This is a genomic window from Rhizobacter sp. Root1221 (genome assembly GCF_001425785.1).
Taxonomy (GTDB): domain Bacteria; phylum Pseudomonadota; class Gammaproteobacteria; order Burkholderiales; family Burkholderiaceae_C; genus Rhizobacter.
Genome location: NZ_LMDI01000001.1, coordinates 159,096 through 177,189 on the forward strand (window position 1 = coordinate 159,096; position 18,094 = coordinate 177,189).

Annotated in this window: 12 protein-coding genes and 1 pseudogene; 5 read left to right on the forward strand and 8 right to left on the reverse strand. The window is 65.9% G+C overall.

The window, feature by feature from the left end; genetic code table 11:
• Nucleotides 1-19 precede the first annotated feature (19 nt).
• The 4 genes from ASC87_RS31450 to ASC87_RS00610 all read left to right on the forward strand — a co-directional run bounded on the left by ASC87_RS31450 (nt 20) and on the right by ASC87_RS00610 (nt 5,750).
• On the forward strand, nt 20-2,608 hold the full coding sequence (locus tag ASC87_RS31450) for an EAL domain-containing protein (RefSeq protein ID WP_235581990.1): 2,589 nt from the start codon (nt 20-22) through the stop codon (nt 2,606-2,608).
• Nucleotides 2,605-3,597, forward strand: coding sequence for an HD-GYP domain-containing protein (locus ASC87_RS00605; RefSeq protein ID WP_235581991.1), 993 nt, complete (start codon nt 2,605-2,607; stop codon nt 3,595-3,597). The genes ASC87_RS31450 and ASC87_RS00605 overlap by 4 nt, the downstream gene beginning before the upstream one ends.
• Nucleotides 3,598-3,835: 238 nt before the next feature.
• Complete coding sequence (locus ASC87_RS32935) at nt 3,836-4,024, forward strand: hypothetical protein (RefSeq protein ID WP_235581992.1); 189 nt, start codon at nt 3,836-3,838, stop codon at nt 4,022-4,024.
• 22 nt (nt 4,025-4,046) lie between these two features.
• Nucleotides 4,047-5,750, forward strand: coding sequence for a PAS domain-containing sensor histidine kinase (locus tag ASC87_RS00610; protein WP_056655012.1), 1,704 nt, complete (start codon nt 4,047-4,049; stop codon nt 5,748-5,750).
• 312 nt (nt 5,751-6,062) lie between these two features.
• Here the strand turns inward: ASC87_RS00610 and ASC87_RS00615 are convergent, their stop codons facing one another.
• From ASC87_RS00615 to ASC87_RS00645, 7 genes are read right to left on the reverse strand one after another with little or no spacing between them, the layout of a single operon-like run.
• Complete coding sequence (locus ASC87_RS00615; protein ID WP_056655014.1) at nt 6,063-8,915, reverse strand: response regulator; 2,853 nt, start codon at nt 8,913-8,915, stop codon at nt 6,063-6,065.
• On the reverse strand, nt 8,912-9,988 hold the full coding sequence (cheB, locus tag ASC87_RS00620) for a chemotaxis-specific protein-glutamate methyltransferase CheB (protein ID WP_056655017.1): 1,077 nt from the start codon (nt 9,986-9,988) through the stop codon (nt 8,912-8,914). The genes ASC87_RS00615 and cheB overlap by 4 nt, the downstream gene beginning before the upstream one ends.
• Nucleotides 9,985-12,042, reverse strand: a complete 2,058-nt coding sequence (locus tag ASC87_RS00625; RefSeq protein WP_056655020.1) for a response regulator — start codon at nt 12,040-12,042, stop codon at nt 9,985-9,987. The genes cheB and ASC87_RS00625 overlap by 4 nt, the downstream gene beginning before the upstream one ends.
• Nucleotides 12,043-12,045: 3 nt before the next feature.
• A complete protein-coding gene (locus tag ASC87_RS00630) occupies nt 12,046-13,527 on the reverse strand; it encodes a methyl-accepting chemotaxis protein (protein WP_235581993.1) in 1,482 nt (493 codons plus the stop codon).
• Nucleotides 13,527-14,093, reverse strand: a complete 567-nt coding sequence (locus tag ASC87_RS00635) for a chemotaxis protein CheW (protein WP_056655023.1) — start codon at nt 14,091-14,093, stop codon at nt 13,527-13,529. The genes ASC87_RS00630 and ASC87_RS00635 overlap by 1 nt, the downstream gene beginning before the upstream one ends.
• Nucleotides 14,090-15,598, reverse strand: coding sequence for a protein-glutamate O-methyltransferase CheR (locus ASC87_RS00640; protein WP_082568266.1), 1,509 nt, complete (start codon nt 15,596-15,598; stop codon nt 14,090-14,092). The genes ASC87_RS00635 and ASC87_RS00640 overlap by 4 nt, the downstream gene beginning before the upstream one ends.
• Complete coding sequence (locus ASC87_RS00645; protein WP_162255111.1) at nt 15,595-16,056, reverse strand: chemotaxis protein CheW; 462 nt, start codon at nt 16,054-16,056, stop codon at nt 15,595-15,597. Before ASC87_RS00645 ends, ASC87_RS00640 begins: the two co-directional genes overlap by 4 nt.
• A gap of 469 nt (nt 16,057-16,525) precedes the next feature.
• On the opposite strand from ASC87_RS00645, the pseudogene ASC87_RS00650 reads away from it, so the two are divergent.
• Nucleotides 16,526-17,439, forward strand: a pseudogene (locus ASC87_RS00650) (IS5 family transposase).
• 42 nt (nt 17,440-17,481) lie between these two features.
• Here the strand turns inward: ASC87_RS00650 and ASC87_RS00655 are convergent.
• Nucleotides 17,482-17,769, reverse strand: a complete 288-nt coding sequence (locus ASC87_RS00655; RefSeq protein ID WP_056655033.1) for a hypothetical protein — start codon at nt 17,767-17,769, stop codon at nt 17,482-17,484.
• Between the last annotated feature and the right edge of the window lie 325 nt (nt 17,770-18,094).

Below are 18,094 nucleotides of genomic sequence, written 5' to 3' on the forward strand. Positions count from 1 at the left end.
AGTAGAGGAGCAATTCACCATGGGTCGTACTTCCAGCACCATACAGTTCGCGCGAAAGAAGCAACTTTCTTTATTGCGCCATGTCATGCCGAGGCGCGCGAACCACGCGCCCATCGCGCTGTCACCGCAGTCGCGGCTCGTCACCGCAGCGGCGGCACAGAGCGACGGATTCGCGTCGCAGAATGGTGCGGCGCGACGCGGCCAAGGGGATGGGCCCGGTGCGCTGCGGGTACTGGTCATCGACGACAACGCAATCGTTCTGGAGGGTTTCCGAAAGACCTTGGCGAACGAAGTCGCGTCATCCACTGCGGCGCTCGATGCCTTGGGACACTCGTTGTTCGGCAAGGACGCCAAACCCGAGACGCCCGCGCGCGCCGAACGCCCCGACTTTGAAGTCGATCTGGTCGCGGAGGGTGCGCAAGGTTGGCGCCGCGCTGTCGAGGCGGTGAGCGTCGGACGTCCCTACGCCGTGGCCTTCGTCGATTTGCGCATGCCCGGCGGCTGGGACGGGCTGCAGACAATCGAGGCGTTGTGGCGCACAGACCCGTGCATCCAGGTGGTGATCTGCACCGCCTACAGCGAATACTCCTGGGATGACATCACCGCTCGACTGGGTCGCTCGGACCGGTTGCTCGTTCTGCGCAAGCCGTTCGAGACGATCGAGGTGCTGCAGCTCGCTTGCACCTTGTCAGAGAAATGGTCGCTGCATCGCGAGCGGCAGGCGCGACTCGATGACCTGGAGCGGCGGGTCGCGGAGCGGACGCAGCGGCTGCAGCAAGCGTTGGATGAAGGTAAGGCCTATGAGGAGAACTTGCACCATCAGGCCACGCACGACGCCTTGACCGGATTGCCCAATCGCCTCCTGCTAGCCGATCGCGCCGCGCAATTCATTGCGCAGATGAAGGGATCGGGGCTGCGGCTTGCAATGTTGTTCCTCGATCTGGACCAGTTCAAGATCATCAACGACAGCTGGGGCCACGGGGTTGGTGACGCTCTGCTCAAGGCAGTCGCACTCAGGCTTCAGGTGACAGTCCGCGACAGCGACACAGTGGCTCGATTGGGGGGCGACGAGTTCGTGATCATTCTGGCGTCACTGGCACAGTTCAAAGACGCGGACAACGTGGCGCAAAAGGTGCTCGCAGCGTTCGCCGAGCCTTTTGCGGTGGGAGATCATCAGTTTTTTTTGACCGCCAGTATTGGCGTGAGCGTCTATCCTGAGGATGGAGACAACAGCGAAACGCTCTTGAAGCACGCAGATGTGGCCATGTACGCCGCCAAGGAGCAGGGCAGGCACGCTGTGCAGTTCTATACCCGAGAAATGGGGGTTCGGGTCGAGGAGCGCATCGCACTGCAGAACGCATTGTGCCTTGCGCTGGAGCGGCAGGAATTCGAACTGCACTACCAACCTCAGGTCGATATGAAGAGCGGTAAAGTCCGCGGCGTCGAGGCCCTGGTCCGCTGGCACCGTCCCGAAGTCGGAATGGTTCCGCCAGACCGCTTCATCCCGCTGGCCGAGGAGACAGGGTTGATCCTCCCCATCGGCGAATGGGTGCTCAAGACCGCGTGCGCGCAGGTCAAGGCGTGGCATGCGGCCGGATATCCTGATCTGTCGATGGCGGTCAATGTGTCGGCATGTCAGTTTCGCCAGCAGAACATGCCGGAACTTGTTCGCGCTGTCCTCGCTGAGACCGGCCTCGCCGCTCGATATTTGGAGCTAGAGCTGACCGAAAGTGTGCTCATGCAAGACAAGGACGCTGTCGTGCGGGCGCTGCGGCAGCTCAAACAGATCGGCGTGACGCTGTCGCTGGATGACTTCGGCACCGGCTATTCGAGTCTGTCGTACCTCAAGGACTTTCCTATTGACGTCGTCAAGATCGATCGATCCTTCGTCCGTGATGTGACCAACAGTGTGGAGGGCGCATCGCTCACGAAGGCCATCATTGCGATGGCCCGGTCCCTGAACTTGACGACGGTTGCCGAGGGTGTGGAAACCGAGGGTCAGTTGAGCTTCCTGAACACCCACCGATGCGACGCGATCCAGGGCTACTACTTCAGCCGTCCGCTGCCAGCAAACGACTTGGTAGCGCTGCTTGGCGCAGGCAAGCATCTACCGGTCGAGTACTCTCGCAGTGAACCCGTCCGACGTACTCTGCTGTTGGTGGACGACGATGAAAGCATCCTTTCAACCCTCGACCGGTTGCTGCGGCGTGACGGCTTCCACATCCTGAGCACGACCAGTCCCCGCCAGGCACTTGAGCTACTGGCGATCCACCCGGTTGGGGTGATCGTCTGTGACGCACGTATGCCGGAAATGCCCGGGATGGAACTGCTGCGCCGCGTCAAGGGGCTCTATCCTGACATTGTGCGCATCATGCTTACGGGCCACAGCACAGTGGATTCGGTGACCGATGCGATCAACGATGGTGCCGTGTACAAGTTCATCACCAAGCCTTGGGATGACGCACTGCTCCGCGAGAAAATCGCAGAGGCGTTTCGCCGCCATGAGATGAGTTCAGAAAACGATCGCCCTGCACGGGAGGAGGCTGACGCTGCCACGATCGAGTTGCCAGGGGCAGCAAAGCAGCTCTCGGCAGAGTCGGCGCCATGAGGCCGAACGTCATTCCGCCCCGAGACCATCGATGGCAGCACCCTCTGCCTGGCGAAGTGGCGACCCTGCATCAGGACCTGGAGCTGCTGCTGCTCGACGCGCACCGCGAGCAGGGTTGGAGTGAACGCATCGACCGCTGCGCGCAGCGTTTGCACAGCGTCATCGAACACGACGCCGACGCGCTGCTGTACTTGCTGGTGCAGGCGGCGACCTCCTCCTTCGAGCACTACAGCAGCAAACATGCCTTGCTGTGCGCAGCGGTCGCCGACCATTGCGCCATGCAGCTGCAGTGGAGCGACAAGGAGAGAGCCTCGCTGAGGCTTGCCGCGCTGACCATGAACCTCAGCATGACGACGCTGCAGAACCACCTCGCGCTGCAAGAGTTTCCGCTCACCTCCGAGCAGAAGCGGCGCGTCGATCAGCACGCCGGCCTCAGTGCCGAGCTCCTGCGCGCGGCCGGCGTGTGCGACGATTTGTGGCTGTTTGTCGTGGAGCTGCACCATCAAGTTCCGGGCGCTCAGCTTCCGCTCGCGGAGCTGGCCCCCGAGGACCGACTGGCACGCGTGCTGCGTCGCATCGACGTGTACACGTCGAAGATCAGCCCGCGCGAGGGCCGCTCGGGGCTCACTGCCCCACTGGCGGCGCGCGATGCATGTCTCGGGGCGGACGGCCAGCCCGACGAGGTCGGTGCCGTCGTGGTCAAGGTGCTGGGCATCTACCCACCGGGCACCTATGTGCGCCTGGTCAGTGGTGAAGCCGCCGTTGTGATGCGCCACGGCCGCCGGGCGAACCAGCCGCTGGTGGCTGCCATTGCGAGCCGCGCCGGGCATGCGCTGGACGCGCCCGCCTTGCGCGACGCCGCCGACCCGGCGCATGCGATCCAGACTGCGCTGCGTACCAACGAGGTCCGGGTTCGCTTTGACCACGAGCGCCTGTTGTGCTTGTGCCGCGACATGGCGGCCGTTCATGCCTCGGCTGCGGCGTGGTAACGTTCTCGTACGACGCCACGCACGCTGCGTGCCTCGACATTTTGGCGTCCGTGCCAAACCGCGAAGTGTCCAACGTCCAGGCGGTCGAATGTCCGTTCCGTTCTTACAGTCTTTCGGGTCTCATCGGGGAAGCGCAGGCCTACACTGATCACGTCCGCAAGTTCGAAAGAGAAACAATCAGAACGAGCAAGGGCGAAGATGACGGCGTGCGCCTTCCAGGGCATTTGGCACCCGGCGAGTGCTGGTCGTCGATAGCGAGCCTCCTCTCCCGCGCGAGAACCGCTTGAATGCGGTCGTCACCGACATCACGATGCAAGGCACGGACGGCGAGCAGCCGCTGCGTGCCGTGCGCGAGCGAGATCTTGATCCGCCAGGCCGGCATTTCCCCAGCGTGAAGTGGGACTCGGACGCCCCCGTCCGAACGTGAAGCAAGCACAGGGAGCAAGAACATGGATCGACTCGCAAGAGGCGCCAGCACGCACCCGCATGGCGCCCAGTTCCACAAGGAGGAAAAGCTCGCGCTGCTCGCGGCCATCGTCGACTCGTCCGATGACGCGATCATCAGCAAGGACCTAGACGGAACCATCACGAGCTGGAATCGGGGCGCGGAGAAGATCTACGGCTACTCGGCGGAGGAGATGATCGGCAGGCGATTCTCGGTGCTGATCCACCCGGCTCACCCCGAGGATATGTCGACCATCCTCCAGAGGATCCGCAGCGGCGAGCACATCAGGCACTTCGAGACCGTCCGGGTCAGGAAGGGCGGCGGGCCGCTGCCGGTCTCGCTGTCCGAGTCGCCCATCTGCGACGCCGATGGCAAGATCATCGGCCTCTCGTCCATCGCTCGCGACATCACCGAGCGGCGGCGTGTCGAGGAGCAGGCCCGCGCGACCTCGCAGCACGCACAAAGCCTCATCGAAGCGTCGCTGGACCCACTGGTCACGATCAGCCCCAAAGGCAAGATCGGGCTCGCGCGCTCGTTCTCCAGCCTCGCGGACAGCGAGCAGCGTTATCGGACGCTCACAGAAAACGCGCATGACGCGATTTCAGTACTCACACCCGACGGTGTCATTCGCGAGGTCAACCGCCAGTTCACCGACACCTTCGGCTATTCCGCCGATCAAATGGTCGGACGGCACATCCGCGACTTCGCGGCGTTGGGCCGGGAAGAGAAGAACATGCAGAGCTACGGGCAAACCGTGGCGACCGGCTCGGGTCGAACGGCCCCCGTCGAGATTCGCAAGGCGGATGGCAGCATCGTACTGATGGAGTTCTCCAACTCGGCGGTCCAAGTCGGCGGCGAGCGGCTGGTGTTCAGCATTGGCCGCGACGTGACCGAGCAGATGCGCGCCCAGGCGCAGTTGATGATCTCGGACCGCATGGCCTCAGTGGGCACCTTGGCAGCCGGGGTGGCGCACGGGATCAACAACCCGCTGGCCGTCGTCCTCGGTAACCTGGAACTCGCGGTGAAGGATGCGGATGAGATGAGCATCGAGGCGAACGTCTCGCCGCGACTGGTGGAGCTGCAGGAATCGCTGCACGATGCCCGGGACGCGGCGCTGCGTGTGCGGGAGATCGTCAAGGATTTGAAGATATTCTCCCGCGCCGAAGAGGACCGCCTCACGGCGGTGGACGTGCATCAAGTGCTCGAATCGACGCTGCGAATGGCCTGGACCGAGATCCGGCACCGGGCGCGGCTGGTGAAGACCTATGGCAAGGTCCCTTGCGTCGACGCCAACGAGTCGCGCCTGGGCCAGGTGTTCCTGAACCTCATCGTCAACGCGGCGCAGGCCATTCCCGAAGGGCATGCGAACGCCAACGAGATCCGTGTGGTCACCGGGACCGACGCGATCGGTCGCGCGGTCGTGGAGGTTCGCGACACCGGGCCGGGCATGACAACGGAGACTCTGAAGATGCTCTTCACGCCCTTTTTCTCCACCAAACCCACCGGGGTGGGCACGGGCTTGGGGCTGACCATGTGTCAGCGCATCGTCAACGGGCTGGGCGGCGAGATCGCCGTGGAGAGTCAACCCGGGAGTGGAACCACCTTCAAGGTGATCCTGCCCGCTGCGCGGGGTGATCATATGGAGGAAGCGCCCGTCGCGGTGCCACCTTCTGCGGTGCGGCGCGGGCCGCGTGCCGGTCGTCGATGACGACCAGCGGATCGGAACGATGTTGCGCAACGTGCTGTCAGACGAGCACGACATTGAAGTACTCGCCAGCTCCCTGAGTCCGGCGACCGCAGCATGTTCGTCCATCACGTGGCGCTGCGCGCGGCGTGGCTGGTTCTGGAGGATGTGGTCCGCCCCGCGGTGCTTCGCACGTTTGGCGACCAAGGAACCGGGAGGCGCGCTTGCACCTATAGGAACCGGCGAAGTCACTTGCCATGCACGAGGGGCGGCACCCGCACCTGACATGGCGTCCAGATGTGCGAGGCAGAACGGTCTCGCTGTTGACCGGACCGCTCACAGCCGCTTGCAGCGAGTCAACGCAGCTGCAAGGTGAGCGCGATCCAGCGGTTTGACCACGAAATCATCCATGCTGGCAGCTCGGCAGGCTGCCTGTTCCTCGGCCATCACGCCCGCGGTGAGCGCGATGATGCGAGGGCAGTTGCTCGGCGCCCACTCATTCCGGATGCGCCGCGTCGCTTCAAGGCCGTCCATCACCGGCATCTGTACATCCATCAGGATGACGTCGTAGGGCTGGCGTTTCAACGCAGCGATGGCTTCGGCACCGTTGCCGGCCACGTCGGCGCGATAGCCCATGTGCTCGAGCAGCAGGGTGAGGATCAGGGCGTTCACCGCGTTGTCCTCCGCAATCAGGATGCGCAGTGGATTCCGGCGGGCCAGATCGTTCAGCGGCACCGTCGCCGCGGCGGCCGCTGTTGCCAAGCCGCGGCGTTCGAGCAGCTTGAGGATCGTGTTGAACAGCGCCGCGTGCTTGACCGGCTTGGACAACTGCGCCAGTAGCCCAGCCTCGCGGGCATCGGCTTCCGGCAAAGGGAACCCCGAGGTCAGCAGTGCTTGTTTGAGAGCAGCACCGCGCAGTGCATGAAGGGCGCGCGCCAGCTGCAGGCCGTCCATCTGGGGCATGTGGAAATCTAGGATGGCCAGGTCGCAGGCATCGCCGCGTCGCGCCCATTCCAGCGCTTCCTGCGGCGAGCCAGTTCCGCGGACCTGCATTCCCCAGTCCTCCAACTGGCGGCCGAGAATGCGACGATTGGTGTCGTTATCGTCGACGATCCAGGCCCGCACTCCCGCCAGCGGGGTGGCTTCGCTGGACTGCCACTTCACCTTGGAGTTCTGTACCGGCAAGGCGGCGGCGAAGCTGAAATGGAAGGTCGATCCCCGGCCGAACTCGCTCTCGACCCACACGCGCCCACCCATCAACTCGGCCAGCCGCTTGCAGATTGCGAGGCCGAGGCCAGAGCCGCCGAACTCGCGCTGAGTCGACGCGTCCACTTGGCTGAAGGAGCGGAACAGCCGGTCGAAGCGTTCCTTTGGAATGCCGACGCCGGTGTCGCGCACCGCAAAATGCAATTCATGCCGCCCGTCCGCGGTGGCAGTGGTCGACACCGCCACGGCCACCTCGCCCCGAGTGACGAACTTCACGGCGTTGGACAGGTAGTTGACCAGGATCTGGCGCACGCGCCCCGCGTCGCCCACCAGCGCGTGCGGCACATCGGGCGCGAGCTCGTAGACGAGCTCGATATCCTTCTCCCGGGCTCGACCGGCCACCAGGTCCAGGGCGTCCTCGACGACGCCGTTCACCTCGAACGGCAAGCTCTCCAATGGCAGCTTGCCCGACTCCAGGCTCGAGAAGTCCAGGATGTCGTTGATGACGGTCAGCAGATGGTCGCCACTGTGGCGAATGACGGCGGCGAACTCGCGCTGCTCGTCGTTCAGCGGCGTGTCGTTGAGCAATCCGGCCATGCCGATGATGGCGTTCAGTGGTGTGCGTATTTCGTGGCTCATCGTGGCCAAGAACTGGCTTTTGGCCAACGTGGCCAGCTCCAGCTCGTGGGTCTTGCGTTGCAGCTCGTCGACCAGCGCAGCACGCGTCTCGGCCAGTTCCCGGGCGGCGCGGGCTTGCGACGCTGCATGCCGTTCGTACAAAAGCTCCTCGCGGATGCGGCGGTTCTCGTCCTCGAACTGCTTGCGCCGGATCTGCGCCCGCACGCGGGCCTTCAGCACCATGAACTCGCCGGACTTCTGGATGTAGTCATCGGCCCCCGCTCCGAGCCCCTCGAGCATCGCGCCGCGGTCTTCGGATGCAGTCAGCATGATCAGCGGGATGTCGCGTACGAGCGGCGCGTCCTTGATGCGCCGGCAGGTCTCTTGACCGCCCAGCCCGGGCATCATCAGGTCCATCAAGATGCAATCCACGGGCTGCACGGCCAGCAACTCCAGCGCTTCTTCGCCCGTGCGCGCGGGCACCACGTCGTAGCCCTCGTCGCGCAGCGTCGATGCCAGCTCGTTCAGGTAGGTCGGGCTGTCGTCTACCGCGAGGATCTTCTTTGGGCCGAGCAGACTGGCCGGTCCGTCGGTGGTGCCACTGGCGGCGCTGCGCAACGCGGCTGCCAGCCGCGCCAGGATCACCTCGATCGCTTCGTCCTTGCGCACGAACGCATCGGCGCCAGCATCGAGGGCGTGAAGCTCGGCGCCGCGATCCTCGGACCCGGTCAACAGCAGGCAAGGAACGCCGCGCAAGGCGGCGTCGAACCGCATGCGACGTATCACCGTGGCGCCGTCGACTCCAGGCAGCACGCCGTCGACGATGACGGCACCGGGGCGCGACGCCGCGGCCAGGCGCAGCCCCGCCTCGCCACTGTCGGCCGTCGTCACGTCGTAGCCCTCGTCTTCCAGGGCTCGCCGCAATGCGTCCCGGAAAGTGGGGCTATCGTCGATGATGAGGATGGTCGGCCGCGCGTTTGCGCCCCCGCCGCCGCGGCGCTGCCGCAACAGCTCGCGCGCCTTGGCGACCATGTAGTTGGCGTCATAGGGCTTGCCGACATACTCGTCGGCGCCAGTGCGCAGACCGCGAATGCGGTCCTTCACCTCGGCCTCGCTCGACAGCATCAGGATGATGGCGTTCGCCCCCGCAGCGCCCGCGCGCACTTCCTTCAACAGCTCGACGCCGTCGCCGTCGGGCAGCAGCACGTCCAGCACGAGCACGTCGACCGGCGCGCGCGCAAACGCATCGCGCGCCGCCGCCACGGTCGCGCAGGAGCGCGAGTGGAAGCCCGAGGTCTCGAAGGCCTCCTGCAGATCCATCCGGACGGTCAGGCTGTCGTCGACGATCAGTACCGTGTCGTTCATGAGGGCACCTCGCGTTGGGTGTTCGCCACCGCGGCCAGCGCGGGTCCGATGTCGCCCAGTGGCAAGATGTGCGCCGCGGCGCCGAGCAGGGCTGCCTCGCGCGGCATGCCGTACACCACCGATGTCGCCTCGTCCTGGGCGATGGTCAGGCCGCCGGCGCGGCGCAGCGCGAGCAGGCCCGCGGCGCCGTCACGCCCCATGCCGGTGAGCAGGCAGCCGGCCGCGTTGGCGCCACAGTCGTGCGCGACCGACTCGAACAGCATGTCCACCGACGGCCGGCAGTAATGCCGCTCGGGTTCCTGCGTCAGCAGCAGTCTGCTCTCCCGCAGCACCAGATGGCGGTCCGGCGGAGCCATCACCACGCAGCCCGCCGCCGCCGCCACGGGCTCACCGTCCCGCGCATATCTCACACGGCGCGGGGTTTGCGCGTCCAGCCAATCGGCGAACGCACTACCGAACGGCTCGTTGATGTGCAGGACCAGCAGCACCGGCGACGGGATCTGCGGCGGCAAGGCGCGCAGCACCTCGACAATGGCCGAGGGGCCGCCAGTCGACGCGCCGATGGCGATCAGTCGACACCGATGTCGCAGCGTCGCCGGCTCGGCAAACGCGGCCGCGCGCGTCACACGGGGCTGGGCGAGTGCCCCCTGCCGGGCCCGCAGATGCGTGATGACACGGATGCGCGCCACCAGCTTGAGAGTGGAGAGGAAGCGCCGCTCCCAGTCGCCTTCGGGCTCGTCGCCGGTGGGCTTTTCTAGCACGTCCACCGCCCCGGCAGCCAAGGCATCGTACGTCTTGAACAACTCGCCCCGGTTGATCGACGACGAGACCACCAGGATCGGTGTCGGGCAGTGCGCCATGATGTACTCGGTGGCGGCCAGGCCGGTCATCAGCGGCAGCATCATGTCCATCGTGACCACGTCGGGCCGCAGTGCGAGGCAGCGCTCGATGGCTTGCTTGCCGTCCTCGGCCTCGCCGACGATCTCGATCTCGGCGTCGGCTGCCAGGACCTCGCACAGGCGTCTCCTCACGGTGACGGAATCTTCGACGACGAGCACGCGCAGCCTGATCATGTTGTCTGCACCAGCTGGCGCACCTGCTCGAGAAACTCGCTCTGCGCGAACTCGCTCTTCACGACATAGGCCTGTGCGCCGACATCTCGTCCACGCTGCCGGTCCTCCACCGACGAACGCGAGGTGACGAGCATCGCCGGCACATCGCGCAGCGCCGGGTCGGCGCGGGTGCGCTCGATGAAGGTGAAGCCGTCCATGCCCGGCATTTCGACGTCGACCAGGAACAGCGCGTAGGGCTGGCGGCGCGCCTGCTCGAGCGCCTCTTCGCCCGACACCGCCGCATGCACCGCATAGCCGGCCGACTCGAGGATGCTCTGCTCGAGCATGCGGGTGGTCAGCGAGTCGTCGACCACCAGCACCGGGACGCGCGCGGCCTCGGCGGGGCGCGGCGGTGCGCCGGCGCGCCCCGCCGCGAGCACCAGGGCCTCGGCATCCAGCACGAGTTGCGGGTTGCCTTCCACGTCCAGCGAGGCCCCGGCCACCAGCGGGCTCGGCGGGGCCAGCTCGGGCAGCGGCCGAAGCACGAGCTTGGCAGGTGCCAACAAGCGGTCGACGCCGACGGCCGCGAGCGCGTCGGCGCCTTCGACAATCACCACCGTCCAGTGGACCCGGAGGCTCGGTGGCGCGGTTTCATCGAGCAACCGGGACAAGGCGATACAGGGGATGACCCTACCGTCGTAGACCATGGTGTCGCCCTGTGCGCTCCGGGCAATGTCCTGCGGGGCGAGGCGCAGCGTGCGCTGTACTGCATCGAGCGGTATCGCGACCGCCGTGCCGGCCACTTCGACCACCAGGGCTTCGATCGCGGCGAGCGACAGCGGCACCTTCAGCTCCAGTGTCGTGCCATGCCCCGCCGCGGTCCGTACCGACACCTCGCCGCCAAGGCTCTCGGCCGTTTCGCGTACGACGTCGAGGCCAATGCCGCGCCCGGCGACCTCGGTCACCGTGCCTGCGGTGCTGAGCCCGCCGCGCAGTAGCAGTTGCAGCAGCGCGTCGACACCGAGCGAGTCCGTCGCCGCAGCGAGCAGGCCCTTGCGCTGCGCGCTGCGCCGCACTGCGTCGAGATCGACACCAGCGCCGTCATCGCCGCAGCTGAACGCGACATGCCGCCCACGTCGGGTGACCGCGAGCGTGATCCGGCCTTCCGACGCCTTGCCTGCCGCCTGCCGCACCCCCGGAGCTTCGATGCCATGCGCCACCGCATTGCGCACTGCCTGCAGCAGCGCGCCCTGCACCGCACCTATCACTTGCGCGTCCAGCCGCACCTCGCCTCCGCGCCCCTCGAACCGCACGCGCTTGCCCAGCGTCTGCGCCGCATCGCGCGCGCTGCGTTCGAGCGTGGCGAACAGCGCCCCGGCCGGGATCAGCCGCAATTGTTCGGCGGCGTCGCGCAGTTGCCGCAGCTCGCGGTCGACCTGGTCGATCGACGAGACCAGGCCTTGTCCGAGTCCGCCGACGAGCGCTTGCAGTTCCGCGGCCAAGACCTGCGACTTGTGCGCAGTGCTGCCCGGCCGGGCGTTGTCGAGGCTGCGTTGCGGCGCCAGTTGGCCCAGCAGCCGCCGCGCGAGCACGCCCGCGCCGGCGACGCGCTCGCCACTGCGCCGCAGTGAAGCGATTTGGGCGTGCGTTTGTGCGATGCCATCGAGCAGCGCGTCCATCTCGGCGACATCGGTGCGCAGCGTGCGCACCGCTTCCCCGGGCATTGACTGGGCGGGCCCCGCGGATGCGGCCTCGGACACGGGCAGCAGCGTGGCGACCTGGGCGCTCATGCGGTCGAGCAGATTCAGCAATCGATCGACGCACTCGCGCGGCACGTTCACGGTCGCTTCACGCCACGGCGCCAAGGTGTCCTCGACGGCATGGGCCCAGTCCGCAATCTCAGGCTGCTTGACGACACGCGCCGCACCCTTCAGCGTGTGCGCCAGGCGCAGCAAGCGCGGCACGATGGTCTGCGTCGCGCTACCCTGCTTCTCCAGACCCAGCACAGCTTGGCCGAGTTGCTCCAGCAACTCACGCGCTTCGACGCGAAAGTACTTGTAGGCGTCCTTGGCCATGCTTCAGGCGCCCGCGGTCTGCGGCCGCACCAGGCGCAGCAGGTCTCTCGACAGGCTTGCCAGCTGCGACACGGTTTCCAGCGTTTGTCCCGAACTGACCTCGGTCTCCTTCGTCGTCTGTGCCAGGTTGGCGATGGCGACGTTGACCTGCTCGACCGCACTCGTCTGCTGCTTGGTCGACAGTTCGATTTCGCGCGCCGCTTCGGTGGTGGCCGTTACCAAGCCGGCGATCTGCTTGAACGCGACGGCCACGTCGCCGAACTGCCGGGACCCGCTGTCCACCGCTTTCGAACCGGTTTCGGTGGCCATCACCGTGGTGTTGACGGCGCTACGCACGTCGTCGATCAGGGTGCGGATCTCCTTGGTCGAGCTGGCCACGCGGTCGGCTAGCTCGCGGATCTCGTCGGCCACGACGGCAAAGCGCTTGCCTGCCTCGCCGGCACCGGCGGCCTCGATGGTCGCATTGATGGCCAGGATGTTGGTCTGCTCCGCGAGCTCCGACACGATGTCGAGGACGGCACCGATCTGCTGCGACTTCTTTCCCAGCTCAAGCATGTGGTTCACTACCAGGTCGACCTGGCGGCGGATGCTGCCGATCGACTCGTGCGCCTGTTCGACGGTGTTTTCTCCGCTGCGCGCGGAGTTCACCGTCTGGCTGGCGATGTGCGCGACGCGCTGCGCGCTCTCGGCGATCTGCCGCGAGGTGGCGAGTAGCTCGCTGATGGTGGTACTGATCTCGTTCATTGCCGTCGCCTGCTCGCGGGCGCCGGTCGCCTGCTGGTTGGCGGCGGACTGCAGTTCCGACGACGAGCTCTGCACGTGGCCGACGGCGGTGCCGATCTGACGGCCCAGCGCTCGTGTCAACAGCCATCCGATCAGCGCGGCGAGCGCCACCAGAAGTGCTGCGATGAGAGTGACGAGCATAGTGGCCGAGGCTGCCGTATCGGTCGCGGCCTGCTTCGCGTCGTCGCGACGTCGCTGTTCGAGCTTGGCGAATTGATCGAGCGACTGCAGCAATGCCTGAAATTTTGGTTTGCCGTACTCGTCGAAGGCGCCGATCACGGCGGCCATGGGCGCTTCGCTCTTGCGCAGTGCAACCAAGCGCTCGATGGCCTCCCGGTGCTCGGTCTCAATACGGTCAACACGATCCAGCAGTTCCCGCTCCTCGGCAGCGGCGGCGCGCGCGCGGAGGTGGCCGAGAATGGTTCGGAATTCGTCGCCGTGAGCGCGAATCTCCTCGAGGTGCGGCTCGGTCCGTTCGAGCAGGAAGCCGCGGACGCCGACGACGCGGCGCGCGGCCGCCACCTGGAGCTTCTCGGCATCGACGATGTTCTCGCCGTTAACGCTGATCACGTCGTCCTTGGATTGAACGACGCTTCGCAAGGCGTAGACCGCTACCGCGCCGATCACGACTGTGAGCAAGACCTGCACCGCAACGCCCGCGCCGATTTTCTGACCAAAAGTCCAGTGCTGGATCATCGTCATCACTCCTGTTGTTGTGCCGTGACGTTCTGCCGCGCGAAATGCCGGATCGTCATGAGAATCGAGGCCACATCCACGATTGGCCGCAGCGGGCCGCCCTGCGACGGCGTGCCGGCGCACGCCACCCGCGCTAGCTCTCGCACATGCGGTCGCTCGGAGCAGCTGCGATCTTGCTGCGCAATACCCTCTTGCGGCAGGCGCAAGTGGCCGTCGAAGCCATCGAAGGCAAGCCCGACGGCAACGGATGCTGTGACGACCAGCCAACGCGGCGCGGCGTCGGCGGTGCAGCCGAGCAGCACGCGCAGGTCGTACACGGGGAGGACGCTGCCGCGAAAGCCGGCGATGCCGAGGAATTCGGGCGCGTCTCGCGGCAGGCGCGTGAACTTCTTTCCGGCGAACAACCCGCTGACGGTGGTCAGATGCAACGCATAGGGTTCACCGCCCAGCCGGATCGCCAGCAGGTCCAGCGACGCTGCCTGCACGCTGCGCGGCGGCTCAGCGAAGCTGCGATCGAAATCGTGCCGCAGTTCGGCCGCGCGCTGCGCGAGTGGCAATGTGTGGCCGTTCATACGGATTCCCCGCAAACTTGCAGTTCGGCGCGGCACAGCGCGAGCAGCGTTTCGCGGTTAAAGCCGCCGCCGAACAGCAGCAGACGCGACGCGTCCTCACGCTCCAACAGGGCCAGCGCATGAGTCATTTCGTTCCTGACCGTCTCGCGCTCGCCGGCGCGTCGGGCGAGCAAACCGAGGTGCATGCGCGGCATCGCGAACGTCGGGTCCAGGTAGATGGCGGCCTGGTCCTGATCGGCGGCACCGCGCCGGTCACCGGCGCCTTCGCGGCAAAGCGCCAGCACGTAGTGCGCACCCGCGTTCAACTCGTCGAGCGCGAGCAGCCGGTGGCACACGTCTTCGGCTTGCGCGAGTTGGCCGCTGTGCGCCAGCAGCACCGCGCGTAGCAGCAGCACGTCCGGGTCGCGCGCCGACTCGGGCGGAACTGCCTGCATCATGCCCAGTGCTTCGGCAAAGCGTTCCTGCTGAAACAGTTCGAGCGCCGGTCCGAGATGCCAGGGCTCGAGAACCCCTGCGGCGGCGCCTGTCGACATCGTCACCTGAGTCAGCTCGCGGATGCGTTTGGAGGATTCTCCGATCGCATCGATCCAGGTGCCGGCACCTTCCACGACCGCGGTCAGCGCAGGGCCCACCGCCACGTCGTCCTGTTGCAGGCACGCACGCTCAGGCTGCGCAACCCCATCCTTGCGCTGGTAGTAGAAGGTTCCGTGCGTGTGCCGCAGGTGGAACGCCTGCGACAGGCCATGCAGGGTCTCGGCATGACCAAGAAACAGGTAGCCACCCGGTGCCAGTGAGCGCGTGATGCGTGCCACTACCGCCGCTGCGCTCTGCGCGGTGAAGTACATCAAGACATTGCGGCAGAAGACGATGTCATAAGCATCGGCTTGCCACAGTTCAGGGTCGTCCTCGTTGAGGTTGCGCTCCTCGAACGTCACGGCCGCGCGGATGGCGTCGTCCAAAACCAGGTCGCGTCCTTTCTGTCGAAACCAGCGCTGCTGCATCGCGGGCGATGTCTCGCGCAGGGCCCAGCCCGCGTAGCGCGCCTGCAGTGCCTTCGCGATCATCGCCGGGTTCAGGTCCACCGCACGAATCCACAGCTGCCACGACGGGTCGGGCAGCACGTCGCGCAGCGTCATCGCGATCGAATACGCTTCTTCGCCGGAGGCGCAGCCGGCCGACAGGATGCGCAGGCAACGGCGCGTCGCCTGCGCGCGCGCGCGCTCGGGCAGGACGCCATCGCGCACCGCGTGAAGCTGGTCGATGTTGCGGAAGAAATAGGTTTCCCCGACCGTCAGCTCTTGGGCGAGCGCGCCGAACTCGCCGCGCAGTTGCCTGGCCTCCAGCCGCGCCAGATACGGCTCGGCCGGAAGGGCGTTCCACTCCATGCGACGCTGCAGCACTTCGGCGAGCAAGCCCGTCTTTGAATCCTCGAATTTCAGCCCGAGGTAGCGGGCGACGAGTGCCCTGAAACGCTCGACCTGAGTGGCACTCACAGCGGTTTTCATGCGATAGCTCCGAGCGCCGCGTTCCCGGCCCAGGAGTCGTCGGGTAACAGGCGGGTGCTGCTCAGCACAAGCAACAGCTCGGCGTCGAGCAGTCCGATCGCCGCGACGACGTCCCCGCCGGCCTCTTGCAGCAGCGGGGGCAACTGGTGCAGCGAGTCGGTCGGGACCTCGCGCACGCCGAGTACGGAATCCACCGCCAGGGCGACCCGGCGTTCACCAGCGATGACGGTGACGAAACGATTGGCCGGGGCGGCCAGCTCACCGAGCAGGTGCGCCGCGTCGACAACCGGCACCGGCATGCCCCGGATCACGGCGAGCCCGCGTACGAAGTGCGGCGCACCCGCGACGGCTTCGACCGGCAGTGGCCGCATGGTTTCGACCACATGCGCGAGCGGCAAGGCGCAAAGCCGCGTGTGTACTCGGCAGATCAGCGACAGGTCTGCCTTGGGCTCATTCACGTGAATGACCTTGCGTCCGCGCCGCCGACAATGCGCGTGGATCACGCGCAGAGGGAGCGATCCGGCCTTGAATCTGGTCGATCATTTTTTTCTCACCTCAATGCACCCAGGCCCGCGCGAGACTTTGGAAAGGTGCCCGTCGCGAACTCGCAGTGCAACGGCCTTGTCGGTGAGTGAGGACGGCGCCGTTTCATACGTCCTTGGCGGCGCCGCCAGACATCACTTCGTCAGCCAGAGCACATGGCGCAATGGCGCAGCGCTCCGACATGACCAACCACGTCCCTGAGCGGGTCTAGTAGCTGGATGATGTTGCGGCCGGGCATCGGCCGCTAGCTGTCAGACCTTACAGGCCGGCTTGGCGGAGCGTGGACCGGGCTTGGTCGCCGGCGTTCATTAGGGCAACGCTGAACAATTTCAGATGTGGCACGGGGTTTGCATGTGCCGCAGCAGCAGATACAGGCAGATGAACATGAAGCAGCAGACCCTGGCGATGGCGGCCGATCAAGCTCACGGATATGAGCAGTACCGCAAGCCGACAAGGCGCGATACGTTCCTGGCGACGATGGAAGAAATCGTGCCATGGGCGGCGCTGTGCGAGGTGATCGAGCCGCACTACCCCAAGGCTGGCAACGGCCGCCCGCCAATTGGACTGGAGCGAATGCTGAGGATGTACTTCGTGCAGCATGGTTCAACCTGGCGGACGAGGCTTGCGAGGAGGCGCTGCTGGACAGCACGGCGCTGCGGCGCTTCGTCGGCATAGACCTCGGGAGCGAACGCGTCCCCGACAGCACCACGCTGCTGAAGTTTCGCCGCCTGCTGGAGAAACACAAGCTGGGCGAGGCGCTGTTTGCCAAGGTGGGGGAGGTGCTGCAAGTGCGAGGGTTGAAGTTGGGGACGGGCACCATCGTGGATGCCACGATCATCGGCGCGCCCAGCTCCACCAAGAACGCCGACAAGCAACGTGACTCGGAGATGCGTCAGACGCGCAAGGGTCAGCAGTGGTACTTCGGCATGAAGATGCACATCGGCGTGGACAGCCGCACGGGGCCGGTTCACAGCGCCGTGGCGACGTCGGCCAACGTGCATGACAAACATCCGCTGCCTGACTTGCTGCACGGCAACGAACAGCGCGTGTACGGTGACAGCGCCTACGCCAGCCAGCGGGCTCTGATGCAGGCCAAAGCCCCCAACGCCAAAGACTTCACCAACCAGCGCGTGCGCAAGGGCGGCGAGGTTGACGAAGTCGAGCGCTCGAAGAACCGAAACAAGTCCAAGGTCCGCGCGCGCGTCGAACACGTATTCGCTGTGGTCAAACGGCTATGGGGCTTCTCAAAGGTGCGCTACCGAGGTCTTGCCAAGAACGCCACGCGCTCGTTCGACTGAGGGCACATGCAGCCAGCTCTCAGACTCGACGGGCACCAACTCTTACTCACCAGCGTCGTTGCGATAGCCGACGCCGATGTGCAGCTTCGACTCGCGCACGGCCAGGTAGGCGGCCGTGGCCTTGCCTTCGGCGGCGTACTCATGGACGGTGAAGAGCTTGCGCGTCCAGCACAACACCTCGTCATCCTTGGCGTTCTCGCCGCGCAGGAACTCGATGAAGGCCTGCTGCTTGACTGCAAGTGCAGGATTGCGGCCCTTGGTGTAGCCGTCCTTGAACTCGATGCCGAAGATGTGGCCCGTACCGTGGCCCGACCGCGTGGACCACTGCACGCCGTGGCGGCAGGCCTTGATGTCGGCCGACCACAGCTCGTCCGAGCCGTCCGGGTACTGGGAGTGGGGTTCAGTTCGTCGAGCTGGGTATGGTGTCTCCTCGTGGTCGTCATGTTGAGTCCTGCCAGATCAGGTATGGCGCTTCGTCGGACCCCTCTGGCCACGTGTTTTGGCTTGCAATCCAAACTGTCCTGGCTCGCAATCGACGCGCTCGCTGGCTCGAATTGATTGCGGCTGACCGCACGCGACGGGATCATGCGCGTTGCGAGCGAGCGTGCAATCGAAGGCCCTGCGCTCGCGATCCAGCGGCTGTGCCGAAAACCCC

What these genes read in the sequence shown, in the direction of transcription:
- ASC87_RS00635 (WP_056655023.1), bottom strand. Translation starts at nt 14,093, where the DNA reads ATGAACGGCCACACATTGCCACTCGCGCAGCGCGCGGCCGAACTGCGG.
- ASC87_RS00615 (WP_056655014.1), bottom strand. Translation starts at nt 8,915, where the DNA reads ATGAACGACACGGTACTGATCGTCGACGACAGCCTGACCGTCCGGATG.
- ASC87_RS00630 (WP_235581993.1), bottom strand. Translation starts at nt 13,527, where the DNA reads ATGACGATGATCCAGCACTGGACTTTTGGTCAGAAAATCGGCGCGGGC.
- ASC87_RS31450 (WP_235581990.1), top strand. Translation starts at nt 20, where the DNA reads ATGGGTCGTACTTCCAGCACCATACAGTTCGCGCGAAAGAAGCAACTT.
- ASC87_RS00625 (WP_056655020.1), bottom strand. Translation starts at nt 12,042, where the DNA reads ATGGCCAAGGACGCCTACAAGTACTTTCGCGTCGAAGCGCGTGAGTTG.
- ASC87_RS00605 (WP_235581991.1), top strand. Translation starts at nt 2,605, where the DNA reads ATGAGGCCGAACGTCATTCCGCCCCGAGACCATCGATGGCAGCACCCT.
- ASC87_RS00640 (WP_082568266.1), bottom strand. Translation starts at nt 15,598, where the DNA reads ATGAAAACCGCTGTGAGTGCCACTCAGGTCGAGCGTTTCAGGGCACTC.
- cheB (WP_056655017.1), bottom strand. Translation starts at nt 9,988, where the DNA reads ATGATCAGGCTGCGCGTGCTCGTCGTCGAAGATTCCGTCACCGTGAGG.
- ASC87_RS00610 (WP_056655012.1), top strand. Translation starts at nt 4,047, where the DNA reads ATGGATCGACTCGCAAGAGGCGCCAGCACGCACCCGCATGGCGCCCAG.